This is a genomic window from Streptomyces sp. ICBB 8177, from assembly GCF_003144095.1.
Taxonomy (GTDB): Bacteria; Actinomycetota; Actinomycetes; order Streptomycetales; family Streptomycetaceae; genus Streptantibioticus_D.
Window position 1 is genome coordinate 573,817 of record NZ_NSKH01000002.1, and the last position, 19,391, is coordinate 593,207.

The window sequence follows — 19,391 nt, forward strand, 5'->3', positions numbered from 1 at the left end:
CCCGGCTACCTGACCGTGACGAACGCGTCCGCCTCCCGGTCCGGGCGCGGTGCCGGCTCGGCCGCCGGGCGGCCCACCGCGACCGCGCCCATCGGGTCCCAGTCGCCGGGCAGGTCCAGCGCCTTGCGCACGACGTCGCGGCAGAACATGCTGGACGACACCCACGCCGAGCCCAGCCGCTCACCGGCCAGCGCCACCAGCAGGTTCTGCACCGCGGCACCCGCCGCGACCACGAACATCTCCCGCTCGGCCGCGCCCCGGCGCGCGTCGGGGTAGGTGTGCGAGCCGTCCATCACGAGGCACGGCACCACCAGGTACGGTGCCCGCCGCAGCACCTCTCCGCGCCGCAGGCGCCGGGCCACCGACTCCTCGGAGAAGCCGTCCGCGCGCAGGTCCGCGATCCACGCCTCCCGCATCGCGTCCAGCAGCCGCGTGCGCGACCGCTCGGACTCCAGCAGCACGAAGCGCCAGGGCGTCGTGTGGTGCGGCGCGGGCGCGGTCACCGCCGCCGCCACCGCCCGCCGCACCGCCGCCGGGTCGACCGGGTCGTCGGTGAACTCCCGTACCGTGCGCCGCATCGTCACCGCCTGCCGCAGCGCCTCGGAGGTGCCCAGCCGGAACATGTCGTCGGCCGCCCCGCGCGCCAGCGCCCGCGCCCCGGGGCCGTCGCCCGTGGGCAGCACGTACCGGCCGAGGCCGCGCACCACCGCCACCGGGACGCCGGACGCCTTGCCCTTGACCAGGTCGCCCGCCGCCGCCAGCTCGTCGGCCACGGCGACCACGGTGGCGTTCAGCTCGTTGCCCTGCGCGTCGGTTCCGCCGCGCAGGTCGTCCAGCACGCGCAGGCCCGCGGCGCCGATGGCGACGTCGGTCAGGCCGTTGCGCCAGGGCCGGCCGAAGGTGTCGGTGACGACGACCGCGACGTTCACCCCGAGCGCCTCGCGCAGCGCCGCCCGCAGCCGGGCCGCCGACGCGTCGGGGTCCTCGGGCAGCAGCAGGACGGTGCCCGGTTCGGTGTTGGACGCGTCCACCCCGGCCGCGGCCATCACCAGGCCCTGCCGGTTCTCCACGATGCGCAGGGTGCCGCGCCGGGCGACCAGCCGGACCGTCTCGGCGTCGATCGCCGCCTCCCGGTCGTCGGCCCGCACCACGCGGCCCTCCGCCTTGCTGACGATCTTGGAGGTGACCAACAGCACGTCACCGTCCGCCAGTTGACCGCCTCCCGCGGCCGAGGTGATCAGCGCCGCCAGGTCGTCGCCCGGCCGCACCTCGGGGATGCCGACGACGCCCCGGACCTCGAACGAGGGGACGGACAGGACGCCGGTGCCGGGAGTCCGGTGCGAGGGGACGCCGGTGCGCGGTGCCGGGGTGCCGGGTGCCGGGGCGCTCATGCCCTCGCCTGCCCGCGTACCTCTTCCGCCAGCCGCAGCGCCTCGCGAGCCATCCGGGCCGCCGCGTCCACGTCCGTCATCATCAACGGCACCGCGCGGCAGCGGATGCCGGCCGCCTCGACCGCCTCGGTGGCGCCCGCGTCCACGGTGTCGACCAGCCAGCCGTCCAGCAGCCCGGAACCGTAGTGCTCGGCCACGGCCGCCGCCGTCGACTCCACGCCGACCGCCGCCAGCACCTTGTCCGCCATGCCGCGCACCGGCGCGTCACCGACGATCGGGGAGAGCCCGACCACCGGCACGCCCGCCTCGGCGATCGCCTCGCGGATGCCGGGGACGGCGAGGATCGTGCCGATGCTGACGACCGGGTTGGACGGCGGGAAGAGGATCACGTCGGCCTCGGCGATCGCCTCCAGCACGCCGGGCGCGGGCTTGGACTGCTCGGCGCCGACCGGCAGGATCGCCCGGGCGGGCACCGAGGCGTGCATCCGCACCCAGTACTCCTGGAAGTGCACCGCCTTGCGGCCGTCCTCGGGGGTGTCGACCACCACGTGCGTCTCGACCCGGTCGTCGGTCATCGGGATCAGCCGCACACCCGGCTGCCAGCGCGCGCACAGCGCCTCGGTCACCGCGCTGAGCGGATAGCCCGCGCCGAGCATCTGGGTGCGCACGATGTGGGTGGCGAAGTCGCGGTCGCCGAGCCCGAACCACTCGGGGCCGACCCCGTACGCGGCCAGCTCCGTCTTGACGGCGAACGTCTCGCCGGCCCGCCCCCAGCCCTGCTCCTCGTGGATGCCACCGCCGAGGGTGTACATCACGGTGTCGAGATCGGGACAGACCTTCAGCCCGAACAGATGGATGTCGTCGCCGGTGTTGCCGATGACGGTGATGTCGGCGTCCCCGGCGTCGTCCGCGACGGCTGCCTTGAGGCCGCGCAGGAACCGGGCGCCCCCGATACCTCCGGCCAGAACCACGATGCGCATGACGCACAGTCTGTCAGGGCCGCCTCGTCAGCCCGCCACGCGCTCCTGCCCGGCCTCCCGCGCCGCCGCGCCCGCCGCGTCGGCCAGGCCGGCCCGCGCGACGTGCCCGTACGGGGTCATCTCGGTCAGGCCGGGGAAGTAGACGTGCAGGCTGACCGCGGGCTCCAGCGAGTCGTTGACCACCTCGTGCACGTGTCCGGGCGCCGCCACCCGCACCGCGCCCGGCCGCAGCGTGTCCCGGCGCTCCCCGCGCGGCGTGAGCGAGCGCTCCGTCAACTCGCCCTCCAGCACGGTCAGTACGCCGGTGGAGTCCCCGTGGTCGTGCGGCCCGGTGCCCTGGCCCGGCACCCAGCTCAGCAGCCACACCTCGTAGCCGGGTCCGGTGGCCAGGCGGGCGTACCAGCGGGTGGTGGCGTCGTAGCGCACCAGCGGCGCCCAGCGCTCCCGGTCGGCCGCGACGCTGCGGGCGAGGCCCGCGAACTCGGCGACGGTGGCCGGGTGGCGCGGGGCCGGCGGCAGCAGGTGGGGGAGCGCGAGCGGGTCGCCCGCGATGGAGATGTCGGAGGGGCGGGGGGCGTCCATGGCCGGGACGGCGGCGAGGGGGGCGCGATACACGGTGGTCCTTGCGGGGAGGAGCTTCGGTGGGCGGCGTGAAGCGGGCTGCGGGTGACCCAGGGAAGGGCCCTGCGGCGGAGTGCGGGACGAGGCCCGGCAGGTTCGGCGGTGGACCGCCGCCTCGGCGGCCGGGGTACCGGCGGCGGGCAGGGCGGTCAGAGAGCGCGCGACAGCGACAGCGTCAGCGACAACAGCCGCGACAACAGCGGCGGAGGAAGAGGTCGTGAACCGGCACGGCGGCGGCACGGGTCGCGCTGAGGCGGGTCCCGGTGGGCGCGTGGGTCACGGACATGGGATCAAGGAGACCGGTCGAGCGGTCCGTCTGTCAACTTGATGTCGGGTTTGCCGCGAATCTTTCACCTGATCCGGTTCATCGCCCTGATGAAAGGTTTGCCGGGACCGCGGATACGTCCCGCACCATCCGTACGTGGTCCGTACGCGGAGACGCGGTCGTGCTTCCGTGACCGGACTGTGATCCTTCCCGCTCCGCCACCCTCCGGGGAACGACGGGCGCGTCCGCCGCGTCCTTGAGGGCGGACGGCGGTCAAGTGCCGCGCATGCCGAGGACGTTCGGGGGCATGCGCGGTGCGAGGGAGATCGCAAACGCGTGCTGTCATGATTTGGGCCGATTTGAACACTTTCTGCTCACCCTTGGTTCCGCGGAGTGAATAAGGGGCCCAATAGCAGATCTCGGCTTGACTGGCCCGGATCAGCACACTTGTAATTTCACTCGTGTCGTTTAAGGCCCAACCAGCCGATGACGGCGTTTACGGGGAAACGACGGACGGACGAGGGGCGCGCGCATGACCGAGCAGTTCCAGCTGCTGCTGGCCGAGGAGGCGGACGAGGAGCTCGGATGGCAGGAGCGCGCGCTGTGCGCGCAGACCGACCCCGAGTCCTTCTTTCCCGAGAAGGGCGGCTCCACCCGCGAGGCGAAGAAGGTCTGCCTCGCGTGCGAGGTCCGCTCCGAGTGCCTGGAGTACGCCCTCGCCCACGACGAGCGGTTCGGCATCTGGGGCGGGCTGTCGGAGCGGGAACGCCGCCGCCTGAAGAAGGCCGCGATCTGACCGCGGGACCACGGCCCGGCCCGGCCCGGCCCGGCGCTGAGGCGCCGCAACCAGGCGAATTCCCGCGCGGCCGGGCGGAATGCAGACCGGGCCAATCACGGTGAACACCGGACGAAACCGCGGGCGCGTCCGGTGCGGGCACCGGACGCCGGGCGGACCCGGGCCCACGATGAGCCGTTAGTGTGGGTGGCCGTCCGAGACACGTGACAGGCCGAGCAGGCCGCGCGCGTCCACCGCAGTCCAGCGAACCGGGGCCCGCACCTCGATGTCCGTGCACAGCCACCAGGGGGGACACCCCGCCCAAGAGGCGGCCCACGCCCCCGTCCAGCCACCGGCGTTCCCGCGTCACATCGTCACCGCCGTGCTCGTCGCGCACGACGGAGCCCGCTGGCTCCCCGACGCCCTGTCCGGGCTGCTCGGCCAGGAACGCCCGGTGCAGGACGTCGTCGCCGCCGACACCGGAAGCGCCGACGACACCGCCCGGCTGCTCACCGAATCGCTCGGCGCGGACCGCGTGCTGCACCTGGCCCGCCGCACCGGATTCGGCACCGCCGTCGCCGAGGCGCTGCGCGCCACGCCGCCGGTCACCCCGGACCAACTCCCGTACCTGACCGACGCGAACGGCTGGAACCGGGCCGCCGGGGCCTGGGACGACGACGCGCGCGACGGCGACCCCGTGCAGTGGCTGTGGCTGCTGCACGACGACTGCGAGCCCGCCCCCGACGCACTCGCCCAGTTGCTGAGGGTCGCCGACTCCACGCCGTCCGCCGTCATCGTCGGTCCCAAGCTGCGCAGTTGGTACGACCGCAGGGCGCTGCTGGAGGTCGGCGTCAGCATCGCCCGCTCCGGACGCCGCTGGACCGGCCTGGAGCGCCGCGAGCAGGACCAGGGCCAGCACGACCAGGTGCGCCAGGTGCTGTCGGTCTCCTCCGCGGGCATGCTGGTCCGCCGCGACGTGTGGGAACGGCTCGGCGGCTTCGACCGGCGCCTGCCGCTGATGCGCGACGACGTCGACTTCTGCTGGCGCGCCCAGGCCGCGGGCCACACCGTGCTGGTCGCCCCCGACGCCGTCCTGCGGCACGCGGAGGCCGCCTCCCGCGAGCGCCGCGCCGTCGACTGCGCGGGCCGCACCCCGCACAACCCGCACCGCGTCGACAAGGCCGGCGCCGTCTACACGCTGCTCGCCAACACCCGCGGCGCCCTGCTGCCGTACGTAGCCGCGCGCATCGTCATCGGCACCCTGCTGCGCACCGTCGGCTACCTCGTCGGCAAGGTCCCGGGACAGGCGCTGGACGAGGTCACCGGTCTGCTCGGGGTGCTGCTGCGGCCCGGCCGGATCCTCGGCGCCCGCCGCGACCGCGGCAAACCCGCCGTGGCGCCCGCCGAACTGCGCCCGCTCTTCCCGCCGCCCGGCGCCACCGTCCGGGTCACCGTCGAGCAGGTCTACAGCAACGTCTCCGGCCGCGCCGAGGCCGACTCCTCCTCCGCCGGACGGCACGGCGGCGCGATCGAGTCCGGGCCGGGCGACGACGACGCCGACTTCCTGGAGGTCGAGCAGTTCGCCCGGCTGCGCAGGATCGCCCACAAGCCCGGGCCGATGCTGTTCGTGGTGCTGCTGCTGGTCTCGCTCATCGCCTGCCGCGACCTGCTCGGCGGCGGCTCCCTCGCCGGCGGCGCCCTGCTGCCCGCCCCCTCCGGCGCCTCCGACCTGTGGGGCGCGTTCACCGGGGCGTGGCACGCGGTCGGCACCGGCGACACCCAGGCCGCGCCGCCCTACCTCGCGCTGCTCGCCATCGCCTCCTCCGTCCTGTTCGGCAGCACCGGGCTCGCCCTGACCCTGCTCCTGGTCTGCTCGGTCCCGCTCGCCGGGGTCACCGCCTACTTCGCCTCCCGGCCGCTGGTGGAGTCCCGGCTGCTGCGCGCCTGGGGCTCGATCGCCTACGCCTTCCTGCCCGCCGCCACCGGCGCGCTCGCGGGCGGCCGCCTCGGCACCGCGGTCCTCGCCGTCCTGCTACCGCTGATGGCCCGCGCCGCCATCGCCGCCAGCGGCCTGACCGGCGCCCCCGGCTCCCGCCCGAGCTGGCGCTCCGCCTGGGCGTACGGACTGCTGCTGACCGTCACGACCGCGTTCACCCCGATCGTGTGGCCGCTGGCCGTGGGCCTGGCGGTCGCCGCGCTGGCGCTGCGGGCGCTGCGCGGGCAGGGCGGGCTGCTGGTACCGCAGGCGCTGCGCCTGCTCGCCGCGCTCGCCACGCCCGTCGTCGTGCTGGCGCCCTGGTCGCTGACGCTACTGGCGCACCCCTCGTTCTTCCTGCGCGAGGCCGGACTGACCTACCGCGGCGGCACCGCCTCCGCGCTCGACCTGGCCGTGCTCAGCCCCGGCGGCCCCAAGGCGACCGCGGGACTGCTGCTGATCGGGCTGGTGCTCGCCGGGTTCGCGGCGCTGCTGCGCGGCGACCGCAGGCTCGCCGTCCTGGCCGCCTGGACGGTGGCGCTCGCCGGACTGCTGGCCGCCGCCGCGCAGAACCACTACGACTGGGCGGGCTCCCCGACCCTCGTCTACGGCTTCGCGCTGATCGCCGCCGCCGTCGTCGGCGCCGAGGGCGCCCGCGAGCGGATCTCCGCCTCGGGCTTCGGCTGGCGCCAGCCGGTCGCCGCGCTGATCGCGCTGGCCGCCGCCGTCGCCCCGCTGATCGCGGCCGCCGACTGGATGTACAACGGCGCCGCCGGACCGCTCCAGCGCACGAGCACCACCCAGGTGCCCGCGTTCGTCGCCGAGGAGGCCTCCACCAGCGACCAGCCGCGCACCCTCGTGCTCGACGGCGACCCCGGCCACGTCAGGTACTCCCTGGTGCGCGGCGCGGGCGCGCAGATCGGCGACGGCGAACTCACCGCCGAGGCCGGCCGCGACACCGGACTCGACGCGGTCGTCGGCAACCTCGTGGCGGGCTCCGGCGCCGACGAGACCAGCGCGCTGGGCGACTACGCCATCGGGTACGTGCTTCTCCAGCCCGGCGCGCCCGCCGACATGAGCCGCATCCTCGACGGCACCCCGGGCCTGAACCGGCTCAGCCAGGCGGGCGGCACCGCGCTGTGGCGGGTCTCCCAGGACGTCGCCCGGGTCACCATCACTACCCCGAAGGGCGCCACCGGCCCCGCCACGGCCCCCGTCCTGGTCTCCTCCGGCAAGGTCGAGGCGCACACCACGATCCCGTCCGGCGCGGACGGCCGGGTGCTGCGCGTCGCCGACACCGCCGCGCCCGGCTGGCACGCCACGCTGGACGGCAAGCCGCTGACCCCGACCACCGTGGACGGCTGGGCCCAGGGCTTCCAGCTCCCGGCCCAGGGCGGCCACCTCGACCTGACCTACGACGCGCCCTTCACGCACACCGCGTGGCTGGCGGTACAGGGCCTGCTGGCGCTGGTCGTGATCGTGCTGGCGCTGCCCGGCCGCCGCCGCGAGATCGACGACGACCTGCCCGAGGAGGCGCTCGCCGCGGCGGCCGCCGCCGTGCCCGCCCAGCCGGTCGAGGGCGAGGGCCGCCGGGCCCGCCGCCTGCGCGCCCAGGCGGAGGCCGCCGCGGCCCCGGAGGCGGGCGCCGCCTCCGCACCGCCGTCCGAGCCGGACGCGTTCACCCCGCCGCCCCCGGACCCGTACGACCCGACGCAGCCCCAGCCCGAGGCCTACGACCCGGAGCAGCAGCCCGAGCAGGCCCCGTACGCCGACATCCCCGCGCAGCCGACCGGCTACGACGAGTGGAACGCGTACACCTACCAGCAGCAGGGCGGCGAGTACACCACCTACGCGGAGGGCCAGTACGCCGAGGGCGGCTACCCGGCCGCGCCCTACCCCGACGCGCCGTACCAGGACACCCCCTACCAGGACGCCGGGGGGCAGCCGGGCTACCAGGGCGACCCGTACCAGCAGGGCTACGACACCGGCCAGTACCCGCCGTACCAGGACCCGGTCCAGGGCCCGCCGCAGGACCAGGGCGGCGAGTACCACCCGTACGGCTATCCGCCGCCGCCCCGCGCCCCGCACTACGACCCCGCCTACGACCCGGCCCACGGTGACGGGAGCGAGCAGCAGTGAACCGCACGACCTACTGGCCGGCCGGCGTGGTCGCCGCCTTCGCCGCTGTCTTCGCGATCGCCACGGTGCTCGCCCCGGCCCCCGGCTCCGACCAGCCGAAGGTCTCGACGACCGCGGCGCGCAAGCCCGTCCAGCGCTCCACGCTGGTGTGCCCCGGCGTCACCGGCTCCGACTACGCCGCGACCACCTACACCGCCTACACCCCGCCCGGCACCGTCTCCGGCTCCGGCGGCACCGCCCAGCTCCAGGTCGGCCAGACCGCCGACGGTGCGGGCAACACCACGAGCGGCGCGGGCGACGGCAAGCCGGTCGCCCCGCTGGCCGCCCCGGGCAAGCCGGTCACCGCCGACGCAGCCAAGACCGCGAGCCCCCTCATCGGCACCGCCGACGGCGCCTTCGCCCCCGGCTGGACCGTGCAGGAGACCACCACCGTCCAGGCGGGCGCCGGGCACGGACTGCTCGGTACCTCCTGCGGCACGCCCGGCGCCGACTTCTGGATTCCCGGCGCCAGCACCGCGAGCAGCCGTCAGGACTACGTGCAGCTGACCAACCCCGACTCCACGGCCGCCGTCGCCGACATCGAGCTGTACGACGCCAACGGCGCGGTCAACGCCCCCGGCGGCGAGGGCATCACCGTCCCCGGCGACTCATCGGTCCCGGTGCTGCTGTCCACCCTCACCGGCGAGAACAGCAGCGACCTGACCGTCCACGTCGAGGCGCGCACCGGCCGGGTCGGCGCCGCCGTGCAGGCGATGGACTCCAGCGCGGGCGGCGACTGGCTCGACCCCTCGGCCACCCCCGCCACCAGCGCCGTGCTGCCCGGCATCCCCGCCGACGCCTCCGACGTGCGGCTGGTGGCCTACGCCACCGGCTCCGACGACGCGAACCTGAAGGTCCAGCTGCTCACCCCGACCGGCGCGATCACCCCGGCCGGGCACGAGACGCTGGACCTCAAGAGCGGCATGACCACGGCCGTCGACCTCGGCGCCCTCACCAAGGGGCAGGCCGGCTCCCTGCGGCTCACCCCGACCGACCCCTCCCAGGCCGCCCCGTTCGTCGCCGCCCTGAAGGTGGTCCGAGGCAGGAACGGCAACGACGAGACCGCGTTCATCCCCGCCACGGCCGCCGTGGGCCAGCGCGCCACCGTCGCCGACAACCGCTCCGGAGGCACCACCCTCTCGCTGGCCGCCACCGACGCCGCCGCGACCGTGCGGATCACCTCCTCGGCCGGATCCGGCGGCGGGACCCCCGCCACCAAGACCGTCACGATCCAGCCCGGCACCACGGTCTCCCTGACGCCCCCGGCGCCGCAGGGCGGCAAGGGCACGTTCGCGGTCACCGTCGAGCCGCTGTCCGGCGGGCCGGTCTACGCCTCCAGGGAGCTGGCGGTCGCGCAGGACAGCCTGCCCGCGTTCACCATCCAGACGATGCCCGACGACGGCGGCACGGTGGCGGTGCCCACGGCCGGCCAGGACCTGACGATCCTGCAACGCTGAGGGGCGCCCGCCCGAAGCCCCCGGGAGCCTTCGGGCTCCTCAGTCCTCGCCGTAGCGGGGGTCGACGTTCTCCGGGGACAGCCCCAGCAGCTCCGCGACCTGCTCGACCACGACCTCGTGGACCAGCAGCGCCCGCTCGTCACGGGTCTTCGCGCGGATCTCCACCGGGCGCCGGTAGATCACGATGCGGTTGGACGAGCCCTGGCCCGCCTCGCCCGCGGACACCAGCCTCCCCAGCGGCACCACGTCGTCGTCCTGCTCGCCGGGCACCGCGGGCGGCACGTCCTGCACCGCGAACTCGACCTCCGTCAGCTGCGGCCAGCGCCGCTCCAGCCGGTCGGCCGCGTCCCGTACCAGGTCGTCGAAGGCCTCCGAGCGGCTCACCGACAGCGGCACCTGCGGCGGCGCGATCGGGCCGCGCATGCCCCGGCCGTGGCGGTCCCTGCGGCGCGGCATCCGGCCGGGTGCCGCGCCGGACGCGGCAGCCGGACCGGGGCCGGGAGCCGGGGCCGGCGTCTGGCCCGGCGACTGGCCCGGAGGCTGCGGGCCCGGGGTCTGACCGGGCGCGTGCGGCGGAACGGGTGTCTCCATCACGTGCAGCGTAGCCGCCGGGTACGGCACCGCGCCCACCCCGCCGCGCGGCGCCGCCTCCTGTACCCCGTACAACTCCCGTGATGTCACGCAATGCGCGTTCGCCGTACAAACCGGACCGATCGCCTCCGCCCCGGTGAACACTCCGCGTGCCACATCTGGCGCTCTTCGTGGCCATCGCCGACCGTCTCGCCCCGGCCGCTTCCCAACGGCACCGGCGTCCCCGCAGGTCGCGACAGTGGTCACGGGATCGGGCGATCCCGGCACGCCGGGACGACACGAGAGGGTGAGGTGCGGGAGAGTCGTCGCGGCCCGCTCAAGAGTGCGGTACCGTCCAACGTCGTGAGCCCTGTACGTCGTTGTTCGCGCACCGCGTGCGGTCGTCCCGCCGTCGCGACGCTGACGTACGTCTACGCGGACTCCACCGCCGTCCTCGGTCCGCTCGCCACCTACGCCGAGCCCCACTGCTACGACCTGTGCTCCGAGCACTCCGCCCGGCTGACCGCGCCGCGCGGCTGGGAGGTCGTCCGGCTCGCCGTCGACACCGGCCCGACCCGGCCCACCGGCGACGATCTCGAAGCCCTCGCCAACGCCGTGCGCGAGGCCGCCCGCCCGCAGGACCGTCCGGGCGCGCATCCCGGCCGCGACGGCGATCCGGTCGAGGTCGCCCGCCGCGGCCATCTGCGGGTGCTGCGCTCGCCCGAGTCGTAGCCGACGACCTCACCGGGCCGCCACCCGGGCGTGCGCGAGCTGCCGCGCGGCCCGTGCTCCACGAGGACTCCGCCGGGGCGGGTAGGTTGGTGCCAGTTGTCCGTCCTGCCGCGCTTCACCGGCGCGTGTTCCCCCAGGAGTTGCAGTGCCCGACCTGACGCAGATCGTGAAGGCGTACGACGTCCGCGGCGTCGTCCCCGACCAGTGGGACGAGACCCTCGCCGAACTGTTCGGCGCCGCCTTCGCCACGGTCACGGGCGCGCGGCAGATCGTCGTCGGCCACGACATGCGCCCGTCCTCGCCCGGACTGTCGCACGCCTTCGCCACCGGCGCCGCCTCACGCGGCACGGACGTGATCGAGATCGGCCTGTGCTCGACCGACCAGCTCTACTTCGCCTCCGGCAAGTTCGACATGCCCGGCGCCATGTTCACCGCAAGCCACAACCCGGCGCAGTACAACGGCATCAAGATGTGCCGCGCGGGCGCCGCCCCCGTCGGCCAGGACACCGGACTGAACGAGATCCGCCAACTCGCCGAGGACTGGGCCGAGTCGGGCCTGCCCGCCACCGACGCCACCCCCGGCACGGTGACCGCGCGCGACACCCTCGGCGACTACGCGGCCTACCTGCGCGACCTGGTCGACCTCACCGCCATCCGCCGGCTCAAGGTCGTCGTCGACGCGGGCAACGGCATGGGCGGCCACACCGTCCCCACCGTCTTCGAGGGCCTGCCCCTCGAACTGGTCCCGATGTACTTCGAGCTGGACGGCACCTTCCCCAACCACGAGGCCAACCCGCTCGACCCGAAGAACCTGGTCGACCTCCAGGCCAAGGTCCGCGAGACCGGCGCCGACATCGGCCTGGCCTTCGACGGCGACGCCGACCGCTGCTTCGTCATCGACGAGCGCGGCGAGCCGGTGTCCCCGTCCGCCATCACCGCCCTGGTCGCCGCCCGCGAACTCGCCAAGCACCCCGGCGAGACGGTCATCCACAACCTGATCACCTCCTGGTCGGTGCCCGAGGTCGTCAAGGAGTGCGGCGGCACGCCGGTGCGCACCCGCGTCGGCCACTCGTTCATCAAGCAGGAGATGGCCCGCACCGGCGCCATCTTCGGCGGCGAGCACTCCGCGCACTACTACTTCCGGGACTTCTGGAAGGCCGACACCGGCATGCTCGCCGCACTGCACGTGCTGGCCGCGCTCGGCGAGCAGGACGGCCCGCTGTCCGGGCTGGTCGCCCAGTACGACCGGTACGCCGCCTCCGGTGAGATCAACTCCACCGTCGACGACCAGGCCGGCCGCACCGCCGCCGTCCGCGAGGCCTTCACCGGCCGCGAGGGCGTCGACTTCGACGAACTGGACGGCCTGACGGTCACCGCCGCCGACTGGTGGTTCAACCTGCGCCCGTCCAACACCGAGCCGCTGCTGCGCCTCAACGTCGAGGCCCGCGACAAGGCCACCGTCGAGCGGGTCCGCGACGAGGTGCTGGCGATCGTCCGCGGCTGACGGTCCACGACGCGCGGCGGGGCCCCGGGGGAAGCTTCCCCGGGGCCCCGCCGCCCGCCGTGCGGCGGTAGGCTGGCCTGGCCTCACGACATTCATCATGACGACCGCCGAAGAGGGACCCATGCCGCTCGAAGCCAGCCTCCTGGAGATCCTCGCCTGCCCGTCGTGCCACGCCCCGCTGCGCGAGAGCGACCAGGACGCCGAGGCGGCCGAACTGGTCTGCACCGGCGCCGGTTGCGGCCTGGCCTACCCGGTGCGCGACGGCATCCCGGTGCTCCTCGTCGACGAGGCCCGCCGCCCCGCGTAAGCGCACCCGACAGGCGACGGCACGAGGCCTAAGGACGACGACGATGTTCGACGAGTCCCAGCTCGACCACCCCGACGCCCTCGCCCGCGCCGACACCGGCGGGCTGCTGCTCGGCGTGGCCGCCGCGGGCGCCCGGGTGCGCACCGCCGCCCGGCACGCCGCCGAAGCGGGCATCGCCGACCTGAAACCGGACGGCCGCCCCCGCACCGTGCTGATCGCGGGCCCCGGCGCCGCCCCCCGCCACCTCGCCGACCTCCTCGGCGCCCTCGCGGGCTGCCCGGTGCTCCCCGTGCCGGCCACCGGCGCCACCCCCGCCCCGCCGGAGCTGCGGTGGGCGCTGCCCGGCTGGGCCGGCCCCCTCGACCTGCTGCTGCTCGCCACCTACGACGGCACGGAACCGGGCCTCGCCCTCCTCGTCGAACAGGCCTACCGGCACGGCTGCACCGTCGCCGCGGTCGCCCCCGGCGGCTCACCGCTGACCGGCGCCGTCCAGCAGGCGCACGGCCTCGCGTTGCCGTTCGCCCCGCCGCCCTTCCACGAGGGCACCCACGGCCGGGCGGGCGCCGAGGAAGCCGACCCCGGCGCCCTGTGGGCCCTGCTGACCCCGCTGCTCGCGCTCGTCGACCGCGTCGGACTGGCCGCCACGGGACCCGGCACCGTACAGGCCGTGGCCGACCGCCTCGATCTGGCCGCCGACCGCTTCGGCCCGGTCGCCGACACCTACCGCAACCCCGCCAAGACGCTCGCCGCCGAACTCGACGGCTCCCTCCCGCTGGTGTGGAGCGAAGGCCCGCTGACCGCGCCCGTGGCCCGCCGCTTCGCCGCCGCGCTCGCCGTCCGCGCCGGACGCCCCGCGCTCGCCGCCACGCTCCCGCAGGCCCTCGCCGACCACGCCGCCCTGCTCGCCGGGTCCGGCGCCTTCGGCGACGACCTGGACGACTTCTTCCGCGACCGCGTCGAGGAATCCGCGTCCCTGCGCCCGCGCATCGTCCTGCTGCGCGAACCGGGCGGCCCGCCCAGCGCCGCGGTCACCGAGGCAGCGCACCGCGACGGCACCCCGCTCAGCGTGATCGACGCCCCCTCCGGCAGCCCCGCGGAAGCCCTCGCCGAACTGACCGCCCTCACCGACTTCGCCGCCGTCTACCTGGCCCTCGCCTCCACCGCCCCCGGCGGGGACACCGCCGCGTAGCCGCGACCCGACCGCGCGACACGGGAACGCGACCCCGGCCCGCGACGTCCCGACCGACGACGCCCGGCGGCCCCACGCCCGCCGCGCCCCGATCGATCCTCCGCCCTCCGCACGACGAAGGAACACCGCACCGCAATGGACCTCCTCGCCAACACCGTGCGCCCCTACGCCTGGGGTTCCACCACCGCCATCCCCGAACTGCTCGGCACCGAGCCCACCGGCGAGCCGCAGGCCGAACTGTGGATGGGCGCCCACCCCGGAGCCCCCTCGCGCCTGGACCGCGGAAGCGGCCCGGTGCCGCTCAGCGACGTCATCGCCGCCGACCCGCACGGCGAACTCGGCGACGCCGTCGTCGACCGCTTCGGCCCCCGGCTGCCGTTCCTGTTCAAGGTCCTCGCCGCCGGCACCGCGCTGTCCGTCCAGGTCCACCCCGACCTCGACCAGGCCAAGGCCGGCTACGCCGACGAAGAGGCCCGCGGCATCCCCGCCGACGCCCCCGACCGCAACTACCGGGACGCCAACCACAAGCCCGAGATGCTCTGCGCCCTCACCCCCTTCGAGGGCCTGTGCGGCTTCCGCCACCCCACCGAAGCCGCTGACCTCCTCGAATCCCTCGCCGTCGACGACCTCAAGCCCTTCGTCGACATCCTGCGCGCCCGCCCCGAGAGCGACGCGCTGCGCGAGGTCCTGGTCGCCGTGCTCAGCGCGGAACGCACCGCGATGGCCGAGACCGTCGAACGCGCCGCCCTGGCCGCCGCCCGCCTCGGCGAGGGCGACGGCCCCTTCGCCGACGCCTGCGCCGCCTACGCCCAGGCCGCCCACGACTTCCCCGGCGACCCCGGCGTCATCGCCGCCATGCTCCTCAACCACGTCCGCCTCCAGCCCGGCGAGGCGCTCTACCTCGGCGCGGGCGTCCCGCACGCCTACCTCAGCGGACTCGGCGTCGAACTGATGGCCAACTCCGACAACGTCCTGCGCTGCGGCCTGACCCCCAAGCACATCGACGTCCCCGAACTGCTGCGCGTCGTCCGCTTCACCCCCGGCGACCCGGCCGTGCGGCGCCCCGAGGACAGCGGCGACGGCGAAGAGGTCTACGACACCCCCATCGACGAGTTCCGCCTCTCCCGCTACGTCCTCGCCCCCGGCGCCGCCGCCCACCCGCTCGCCGTTCCCGCCCCGCAGATCCTGCTGTGCACCGCCGGCCGCGCCACCCTCACCGGCGCCGACGGCACCCGCCTGACCCTGGAGCGCGGCCAGTCCGCGTACGCACCGGCCGGCGAACCGCTCACCCTCGACGGCGAAGGCACCGTCTTCCGCGCCACCGTGAAGGTCTGACACCCTCCGGCACGTCGGGCACCCTCAGGAAGGACACCCAGGCACCCATGAGCGCGTCAGGCGGAACCCGGGCGATCGTCGCGGCCCTCAGCGCCAACCTCGCGATCGCCGCCAGCAAGTTCGTGGCGTTCGCCTTCAGCGGCTCCTCGTCCATGCTCGCCGAGGGCGTGCACTCGGTCGCCGACTCCGGCAACCAGGTGCTGCTGCTCATCGGCGGCAAACGCGCCCGGAAGCAGGCCACCGAGGAACACCCCTTCGGCTACGGCCGCGAGCGGTACGTCTCCGGCTTCCTGGTCTCCGTCGTCCTGTTCACGGTCGGCGGGGTCTTCGCGCTGTACGAGGGATACGAGAAGGTCCGCCACCCGCACGCCGTCGACGACTGGTACTGGCCGGTCGGCGTCCTGGCCTTCGCCATCGTCGCCGAGGGGTATTCGTTCCGCACCGCCATGCGCGAGGCCGCCCCCGCGCGCGGCACCCTCAGCTGGCCGCAGTTCATCCGCCGCGCCAAGGCACCCGAACTCCCCGTCGTCCTGCTGGAGGACTTCGGCGCCCTCATCGGCCTCGTACTCGCCCTCGGCGGCGTCGGCCTCGCCCTGCTCACCCACGACGGCGTGTGGGACGGCGTGGGCACCCTGTGCATCGGCGCCCTGCTCATCGCCATCGCCCTCGTCCTCGCCTCCGAGACCAAGTCGCTGCTGCTGGGCGAGGCCGCGGGCCCCGAGACCGTCGCCCGCATCCGCACCGCCGCCGTCGACGGCGCCACCGTCACCGGCGTCATCCACATGCGCACCCTCCACCTGGGCCCCGAGGAACTGCTCGTCGCCGCCAAGATCGCGGTACGCCACGACGACACCGCCGCCCAGGTCGCCCAGGCCATCGACGAGGCCGAGGCCCGCATCCGGCAGGCCGTGCCCATCGCGCGCGTGATCTACCTCGAACCGGACATCTTCAGCGAGGCCGCGGCCGCCGCCGGACCCGATCCCGCCCAGACCCCGGGCGGTCCGGGCCCCGCCGCGAACTGACGGGCATCCCGCAGGCGGGCTGGGGCACGGCACACCCTTCGGTGTAGATTCGACGGGAAGCCAGACGTCGCTGCTGATGGCGGTCGGGCGGCCGCGTACCACCGGATCACCCCTGCTCCTGAGGGGCCGGAGGACGGGCCGGCCGAGGGAGAGAGGGCCTCCGACGCGCTGCGCTGCGGATCGTGGACCGGAGCCCCCGGTCCGTTTCGGCGCGCCCTCCCGGCACGCCCCAACGACCGCAGCGGACAGACCGATGCCCACCCTCGAACCGACCCGCGAGGAGCACTTCGCATGACGTCGACCTCCGCCCGTACCGACTACAAGGTCGCGGACCTCTCCCTGGCCCCGTTCGGCCGCAAGGAGATCACCCTCGCCGAGCACGAGATGCCGGGCCTGATGGCGATCCGCGAGGAGTACGCCGCGACCCAGCCGCTCGCCGGGGCCCGCATCACCGGCTCGCTGCACATGACCGTGCAGACCGCCGTGCTCATCGAGACCCTGACCGCCCTCGGCGCCCGGGTCCGCTGGGCCTCCTGCAACATCTTCTCCACCCAGGACCACGCCGCCGCCGCGATCGCCGTCGGCCCGAACGGCACGCCCGAGGACCCGCAGGGCGTCCCGGTCTTCGCCTGGAAGGGCGAGACGCTCGAGGAGTACTGGTGGTGCACCGAGCAGGCGCTGACCTGGCCGGACAGCCCCACCGGCGGCCCCAACATGATCCTGGACGACGGCGGCGACGCCACCCTCCTCGTCCACAAGGGCGTGGAGTTCGAGAAGGCCGGAGCCGCGCCCGACCCGGCCACCGCCGACAGCGACGAGTACCGCATCATCCTCCAGCTGCTCAACCGCACCCTGGGTGAGGACGCCCAGAAGTGGACCCGGCTCGCCTCCGAGATCCGCGGCGTCACCGAGGAGACCACCACCGGCGTCCACCGCCTGTACGAGATGCACCGCGACGGCTCGCTGCTCTTCCCGGCCATCAACGTCAACGACGCGGTGACCAAGTCGAAGTTCGACAACAAGTACGGCTGCCGTCACTCGCTGGTCGACGGCATCAACCGCGCCACCGACGTCCTCATCGGCGGCAAGGTCGCGGTCGTCTGCGGCTACGGCGACGTGGGCAAGGGCTGCGCCGAGTCGCTGCGCGGCCAGGGCGCCCGCGTGATCATCACCGAGATCGACCCGATCTGCGCCCTGCAGGCCGCGATGGACGGCTACCAGGTCACCACACTGGACGACGTCGTCGAGACCGCCGACATCTTCATCACCACGACCGGCAACAAGGACATCATCATGGCCAAGGACATGGCCCGGATGAAGCACCAGGCCATCGTCGGCAACATCGGCCACTTCGACAACGAGATCGACATGGCCGGGCTCGCCAAGATCCCCGGCATCGTCAAGGACGAGGTCAAGCCCCAGGTCCACACCTGGACCTTCCCCGACGGCAAGAAGCTGATCGTGCTGTCCGAGGGCCGCCTGCTCAACCTCGGCAACGCCACCGGCCACCCGTCGTTCGTGATGTCCAACTCCTTCGCGAACCAGACCATCGCCCAGATCGAGCTGTTCACCAAGCCCGAGGCGTACCCCACGGACGTCTACGTGCTCCCCAAGCACCTCGACGAGAAGGTCGCCCGCCTCCACCTGGCGGCGCTGGGCGTCAAGCTCACCACCCTGCGCCCCGAGCAGGCCGCTTACATCGGCGTCCCGGTGGAGGGCCCGTACAAGCCGGACCACTACCGCTACTGAGACACCGCCGCGCCCTCGGTCCGACCCCCTCCGGTCCGGCTCCGCAGGGCCCGCACCGAAGGCAGGCCCCTCGCCGGACCCCGCACGGGACTCCGCGCCGGGGGGCCTGCCCCTTCGTCGGGGACGGTCACCCCTCCCGGAAGCCGGACCGCGCGACGAGCCGGCGGACGGCGGACCCGCTCCCGGCCCCCTCCGCACCACTGACCACCAAGAGCGCAGACCATGCCACGCGGCCGCTACTCGTTCCACGACACCCACGACCACACCCCCTTGGGCGAAGAGCACTTCCACTGCGCCCCCGGCCCGGCCGGCTGGCGCTACACCGCCCGCACGACGTCGCCGGACGGCACGGAAAACGGCTCGGTCGACCTCACCATCGACGAGCTGGGCCGCCCTATTCGCGTCGAACTCCACGCCGGGGGCTGGCAGGTACGCGGCGCCGCGCTGGACGGCGTGACCTGGGTACGCACCGACCCGGCCGGCGAGCACGCGACCGAGGGCAACGCGCCCGCCCACGCCTTCACCGGCATGTCCCCGGCCTTCCTCGTCGCGACAGCCCGGCTGCTGCGCCTCGCGCCCGGCGCCCCGGCCACCCGCGTCCGCCTCATCGCCCTCACCTCCCCCGTGCTCGCGCCACTCACCGTCGACCAGTCCTGGTCCCTCGTCGACAGGACAGCACACGCCACTGACAACGGCCCTCTGACGGTGGACGAGTACCAGGTCAGCGCCCTGGACACGGGCGAGCGGCACAGCGTCCACCTGGCCGGGGACGTGGTCCTCGCGGCCCCCGGCGTCGAGCTCGAAGACCTCGACTCGCCCCCGTCGACCTTCAGTTGAGACGGCGTGGGGCCGTAGGCCCCTGGCAGGGTGACACCGCCCGCCCCGGTGGGTGCGACTCGGCGGATGTGCAATCGCCCCCGCCGAGCTGCTAATCTCCACTGCGCCTCAGGAGGCCCGTTGACGCGGGTGGACTGGGGAGGTAGATTTGAACGGTTGTCCCGAACTGGACAGTCTCGGGACCGTCGGGTAATGTCTACCCCCGCTTCAGCGGAATCTGCACGGAATGCGTTTCGAGCACTTCCCGAGAAGCACCCCCCGAATTGCTACCGGATAAAGCATCACGCTGAGTCTGATAGAGTCGGGATCACCGGAAAGCGGAATGCGGAACGGTGAAAGCCCCGCTCCAGCAGGGGGCCGGACGCGAAAGCCGGAAGCGGAATTCGGATCTGGTAAGGTTGGAAACACCGAAGGGAAAGCCCGGAGGGGCCTGTGAAAGGGTCTTGAAGGTAGCTTCCGTTCCTTGAGAACTCAACAGCGTGCCAAAAGTCAACGCCAGATATG

16 protein-coding genes are annotated in these 19,391 nt (G+C 74.3%); 11 read left to right on the top strand and 5 right to left on the bottom strand.

Going from position 1 to position 19,391, the window contains the following annotated elements; all coding sequences use genetic code 11:
• Positions 1–5: 5 nt before the first annotated feature.
• From CK485_RS02965 to CK485_RS02975, 3 genes are read right to left on the bottom strand one after another with little or no spacing between them, the layout of a single operon-like run.
• Positions 6–1,391, bottom strand: a complete 1,386-nt coding sequence (locus tag CK485_RS02965; protein ID WP_199239204.1) for a coenzyme F420-0:L-glutamate ligase — start codon at positions 1,389–1,391, stop codon at positions 6–8.
• Positions 1,388–2,371 (bottom strand): 2-phospho-L-lactate transferase, encoded by a 984-nt coding sequence (cofD, locus tag CK485_RS02970; protein ID WP_109446458.1) that lies wholly within the window; start codon positions 2,369–2,371, stop codon positions 1,388–1,390. The genes CK485_RS02965 and cofD overlap by 4 nt, the downstream gene beginning before the upstream one ends.
• A 27-nt stretch (positions 2,372–2,398) precedes the next feature.
• Entirely contained in the window at positions 2,399–2,953 is a 555-nt protein-coding gene (locus CK485_RS02975) for a cysteine dioxygenase family protein (protein WP_109446637.1), read from the bottom strand.
• Between the two features lie 836 nt (positions 2,954–3,789).
• Here CK485_RS02975 and CK485_RS02985 point away from each other — a divergent pair.
• The 3 genes from CK485_RS02985 (at position 3,790) to CK485_RS02995 (ending at position 9,642) form a co-directional block, all read left to right on the top strand.
• Positions 3,790–4,053 (top strand): WhiB family transcriptional regulator, encoded by a 264-nt coding sequence (locus CK485_RS02985; RefSeq protein WP_109446459.1) that lies wholly within the window; start codon positions 3,790–3,792, stop codon positions 4,051–4,053.
• Between the two features lie 265 nt (positions 4,054–4,318).
• On the top strand, positions 4,319–8,146 hold the full coding sequence (locus CK485_RS02990) for a glycosyltransferase family 2 protein (protein WP_109446461.1): 3,828 nt from the start codon (positions 4,319–4,321) through the stop codon (positions 8,144–8,146).
• The gene (locus CK485_RS02995) at positions 8,143–9,642 is read left to right on the top strand and encodes a DUF5719 family protein (RefSeq protein ID WP_109446463.1); all 1,500 of its coding nucleotides are present in this window, start codon (positions 8,143–8,145) and stop codon (positions 9,640–9,642) included. The genes CK485_RS02990 and CK485_RS02995 overlap by 4 nt, the downstream gene beginning before the upstream one ends.
• A gap of 39 nt (positions 9,643–9,681) precedes the next feature.
• On the opposite strand, the gene CK485_RS03000 is transcribed toward CK485_RS02995, so the two are convergent.
• Positions 9,682–10,098, bottom strand: coding sequence for a metallopeptidase family protein (locus tag CK485_RS03000; protein ID WP_109446639.1), 417 nt, complete (start codon positions 10,096–10,098; stop codon positions 9,682–9,684).
• A gap of 426 nt (positions 10,099–10,524) precedes the next feature.
• On the opposite strand from CK485_RS03000, the gene CK485_RS03005 reads away from it, so the two are divergent.
• The 8 genes from CK485_RS03005 (at position 10,525) to CK485_RS03040 (ending at position 18,887) form a co-directional block, all read left to right on the top strand.
• Positions 10,525–10,944 carry a DUF3499 domain-containing protein gene (locus CK485_RS03005; protein ID WP_109446465.1) on the top strand — a complete coding sequence of 140 codons (420 nt, stop codon included), beginning with the start codon at positions 10,525–10,527 and terminating at the stop codon, positions 10,942–10,944.
• Positions 10,945–11,089: 145 nt separating this feature from the next.
• The gene (locus CK485_RS03010; protein WP_109446467.1) at positions 11,090–12,448 is read left to right on the top strand and encodes a phosphomannomutase/phosphoglucomutase; all 1,359 of its coding nucleotides are present in this window, start codon (positions 11,090–11,092) and stop codon (positions 12,446–12,448) included.
• Positions 12,449–12,569: 121 nt separating this feature from the next.
• A complete protein-coding gene (locus tag CK485_RS03015) occupies positions 12,570–12,755 on the top strand; it encodes a Trm112 family protein (protein ID WP_109446641.1) in 186 nt (61 codons plus the stop codon).
• 43 nt (positions 12,756–12,798) lie between these two features.
• On the top strand, positions 12,799–13,944 hold the full coding sequence (locus CK485_RS03020; protein WP_109446469.1) for an SIS domain-containing protein: 1,146 nt from the start codon (positions 12,799–12,801) through the stop codon (positions 13,942–13,944).
• Between the two features lie 135 nt (positions 13,945–14,079).
• A complete protein-coding gene (gene manA, locus CK485_RS03025) occupies positions 14,080–15,279 on the top strand; it encodes a mannose-6-phosphate isomerase, class I (protein ID WP_109446471.1) in 1,200 nt (399 codons plus the stop codon).
• Between the two features lie 47 nt (positions 15,280–15,326).
• Positions 15,327–16,301, top strand: a complete 975-nt coding sequence (locus tag CK485_RS03030) for a cation diffusion facilitator family transporter (protein ID WP_109446473.1) — start codon at positions 15,327–15,329, stop codon at positions 16,299–16,301.
• Between the two features lie 291 nt (positions 16,302–16,592).
• Complete coding sequence (gene ahcY, locus CK485_RS03035; RefSeq protein WP_109446475.1) at positions 16,593–18,050, top strand: adenosylhomocysteinase; 1,458 nt, start codon at positions 16,593–16,595, stop codon at positions 18,048–18,050.
• Positions 18,051–18,272: 222 nt separating this feature from the next.
• Entirely contained in the window at positions 18,273–18,887 is a 615-nt protein-coding gene (locus CK485_RS03040) for a hypothetical protein (RefSeq protein ID WP_109446477.1), read from the top strand.
• A gap of 307 nt (positions 18,888–19,194) precedes the next feature.
• On the opposite strand, the gene CK485_RS29235 is transcribed toward CK485_RS03040, so the two are convergent.
• A partial coding sequence (locus CK485_RS29235) for a hypothetical protein (RefSeq protein WP_109446479.1) occupies positions 19,195–19,391 on the bottom strand: 197 nt, incomplete at its 5' end.

Coding starts and splice junctions, on each gene's coding strand:
- CK485_RS03015 (WP_109446641.1), top strand. CDS start 12,570: ATGCCGCTCGAAGCCAGCCTCCTGGAGATCCTCGCCTGCCCGTCGTGC.
- CK485_RS02965 (WP_199239204.1), bottom strand. CDS start 1,391: ATGAGCGCCCCGGCACCCGGCACCCCGGCACCGCGCACCGGCGTCCCC.
- CK485_RS03000 (WP_109446639.1), bottom strand. CDS start 10,098: ATGCCGCGCCGCAGGGACCGCCACGGCCGGGGCATGCGCGGCCCGATC.
- cofD (WP_109446458.1), bottom strand. CDS start 2,371: ATGCGCATCGTGGTTCTGGCCGGAGGTATCGGGGGCGCCCGGTTCCTG.
- CK485_RS02975 (WP_109446637.1), bottom strand. CDS start 2,953: ATGGACGCCCCCCGCCCCTCCGACATCTCCATCGCGGGCGACCCGCTC.
- CK485_RS03020 (WP_109446469.1), top strand. CDS start 12,799: ATGTTCGACGAGTCCCAGCTCGACCACCCCGACGCCCTCGCCCGCGCC.
- CK485_RS03030 (WP_109446473.1), top strand. CDS start 15,327: ATGAGCGCGTCAGGCGGAACCCGGGCGATCGTCGCGGCCCTCAGCGCC.
- CK485_RS02985 (WP_109446459.1), top strand. CDS start 3,790: ATGACCGAGCAGTTCCAGCTGCTGCTGGCCGAGGAGGCGGACGAGGAG.
- CK485_RS02990 (WP_109446461.1), top strand. CDS start 4,319: ATGTCCGTGCACAGCCACCAGGGGGGACACCCCGCCCAAGAGGCGGCC.
- manA (WP_109446471.1), top strand. CDS start 14,080: ATGGACCTCCTCGCCAACACCGTGCGCCCCTACGCCTGGGGTTCCACC.
- CK485_RS03040 (WP_109446477.1), top strand. CDS start 18,273: ATGCCACGCGGCCGCTACTCGTTCCACGACACCCACGACCACACCCCC.
- ahcY (WP_109446475.1), top strand. CDS start 16,593: ATGACGTCGACCTCCGCCCGTACCGACTACAAGGTCGCGGACCTCTCC.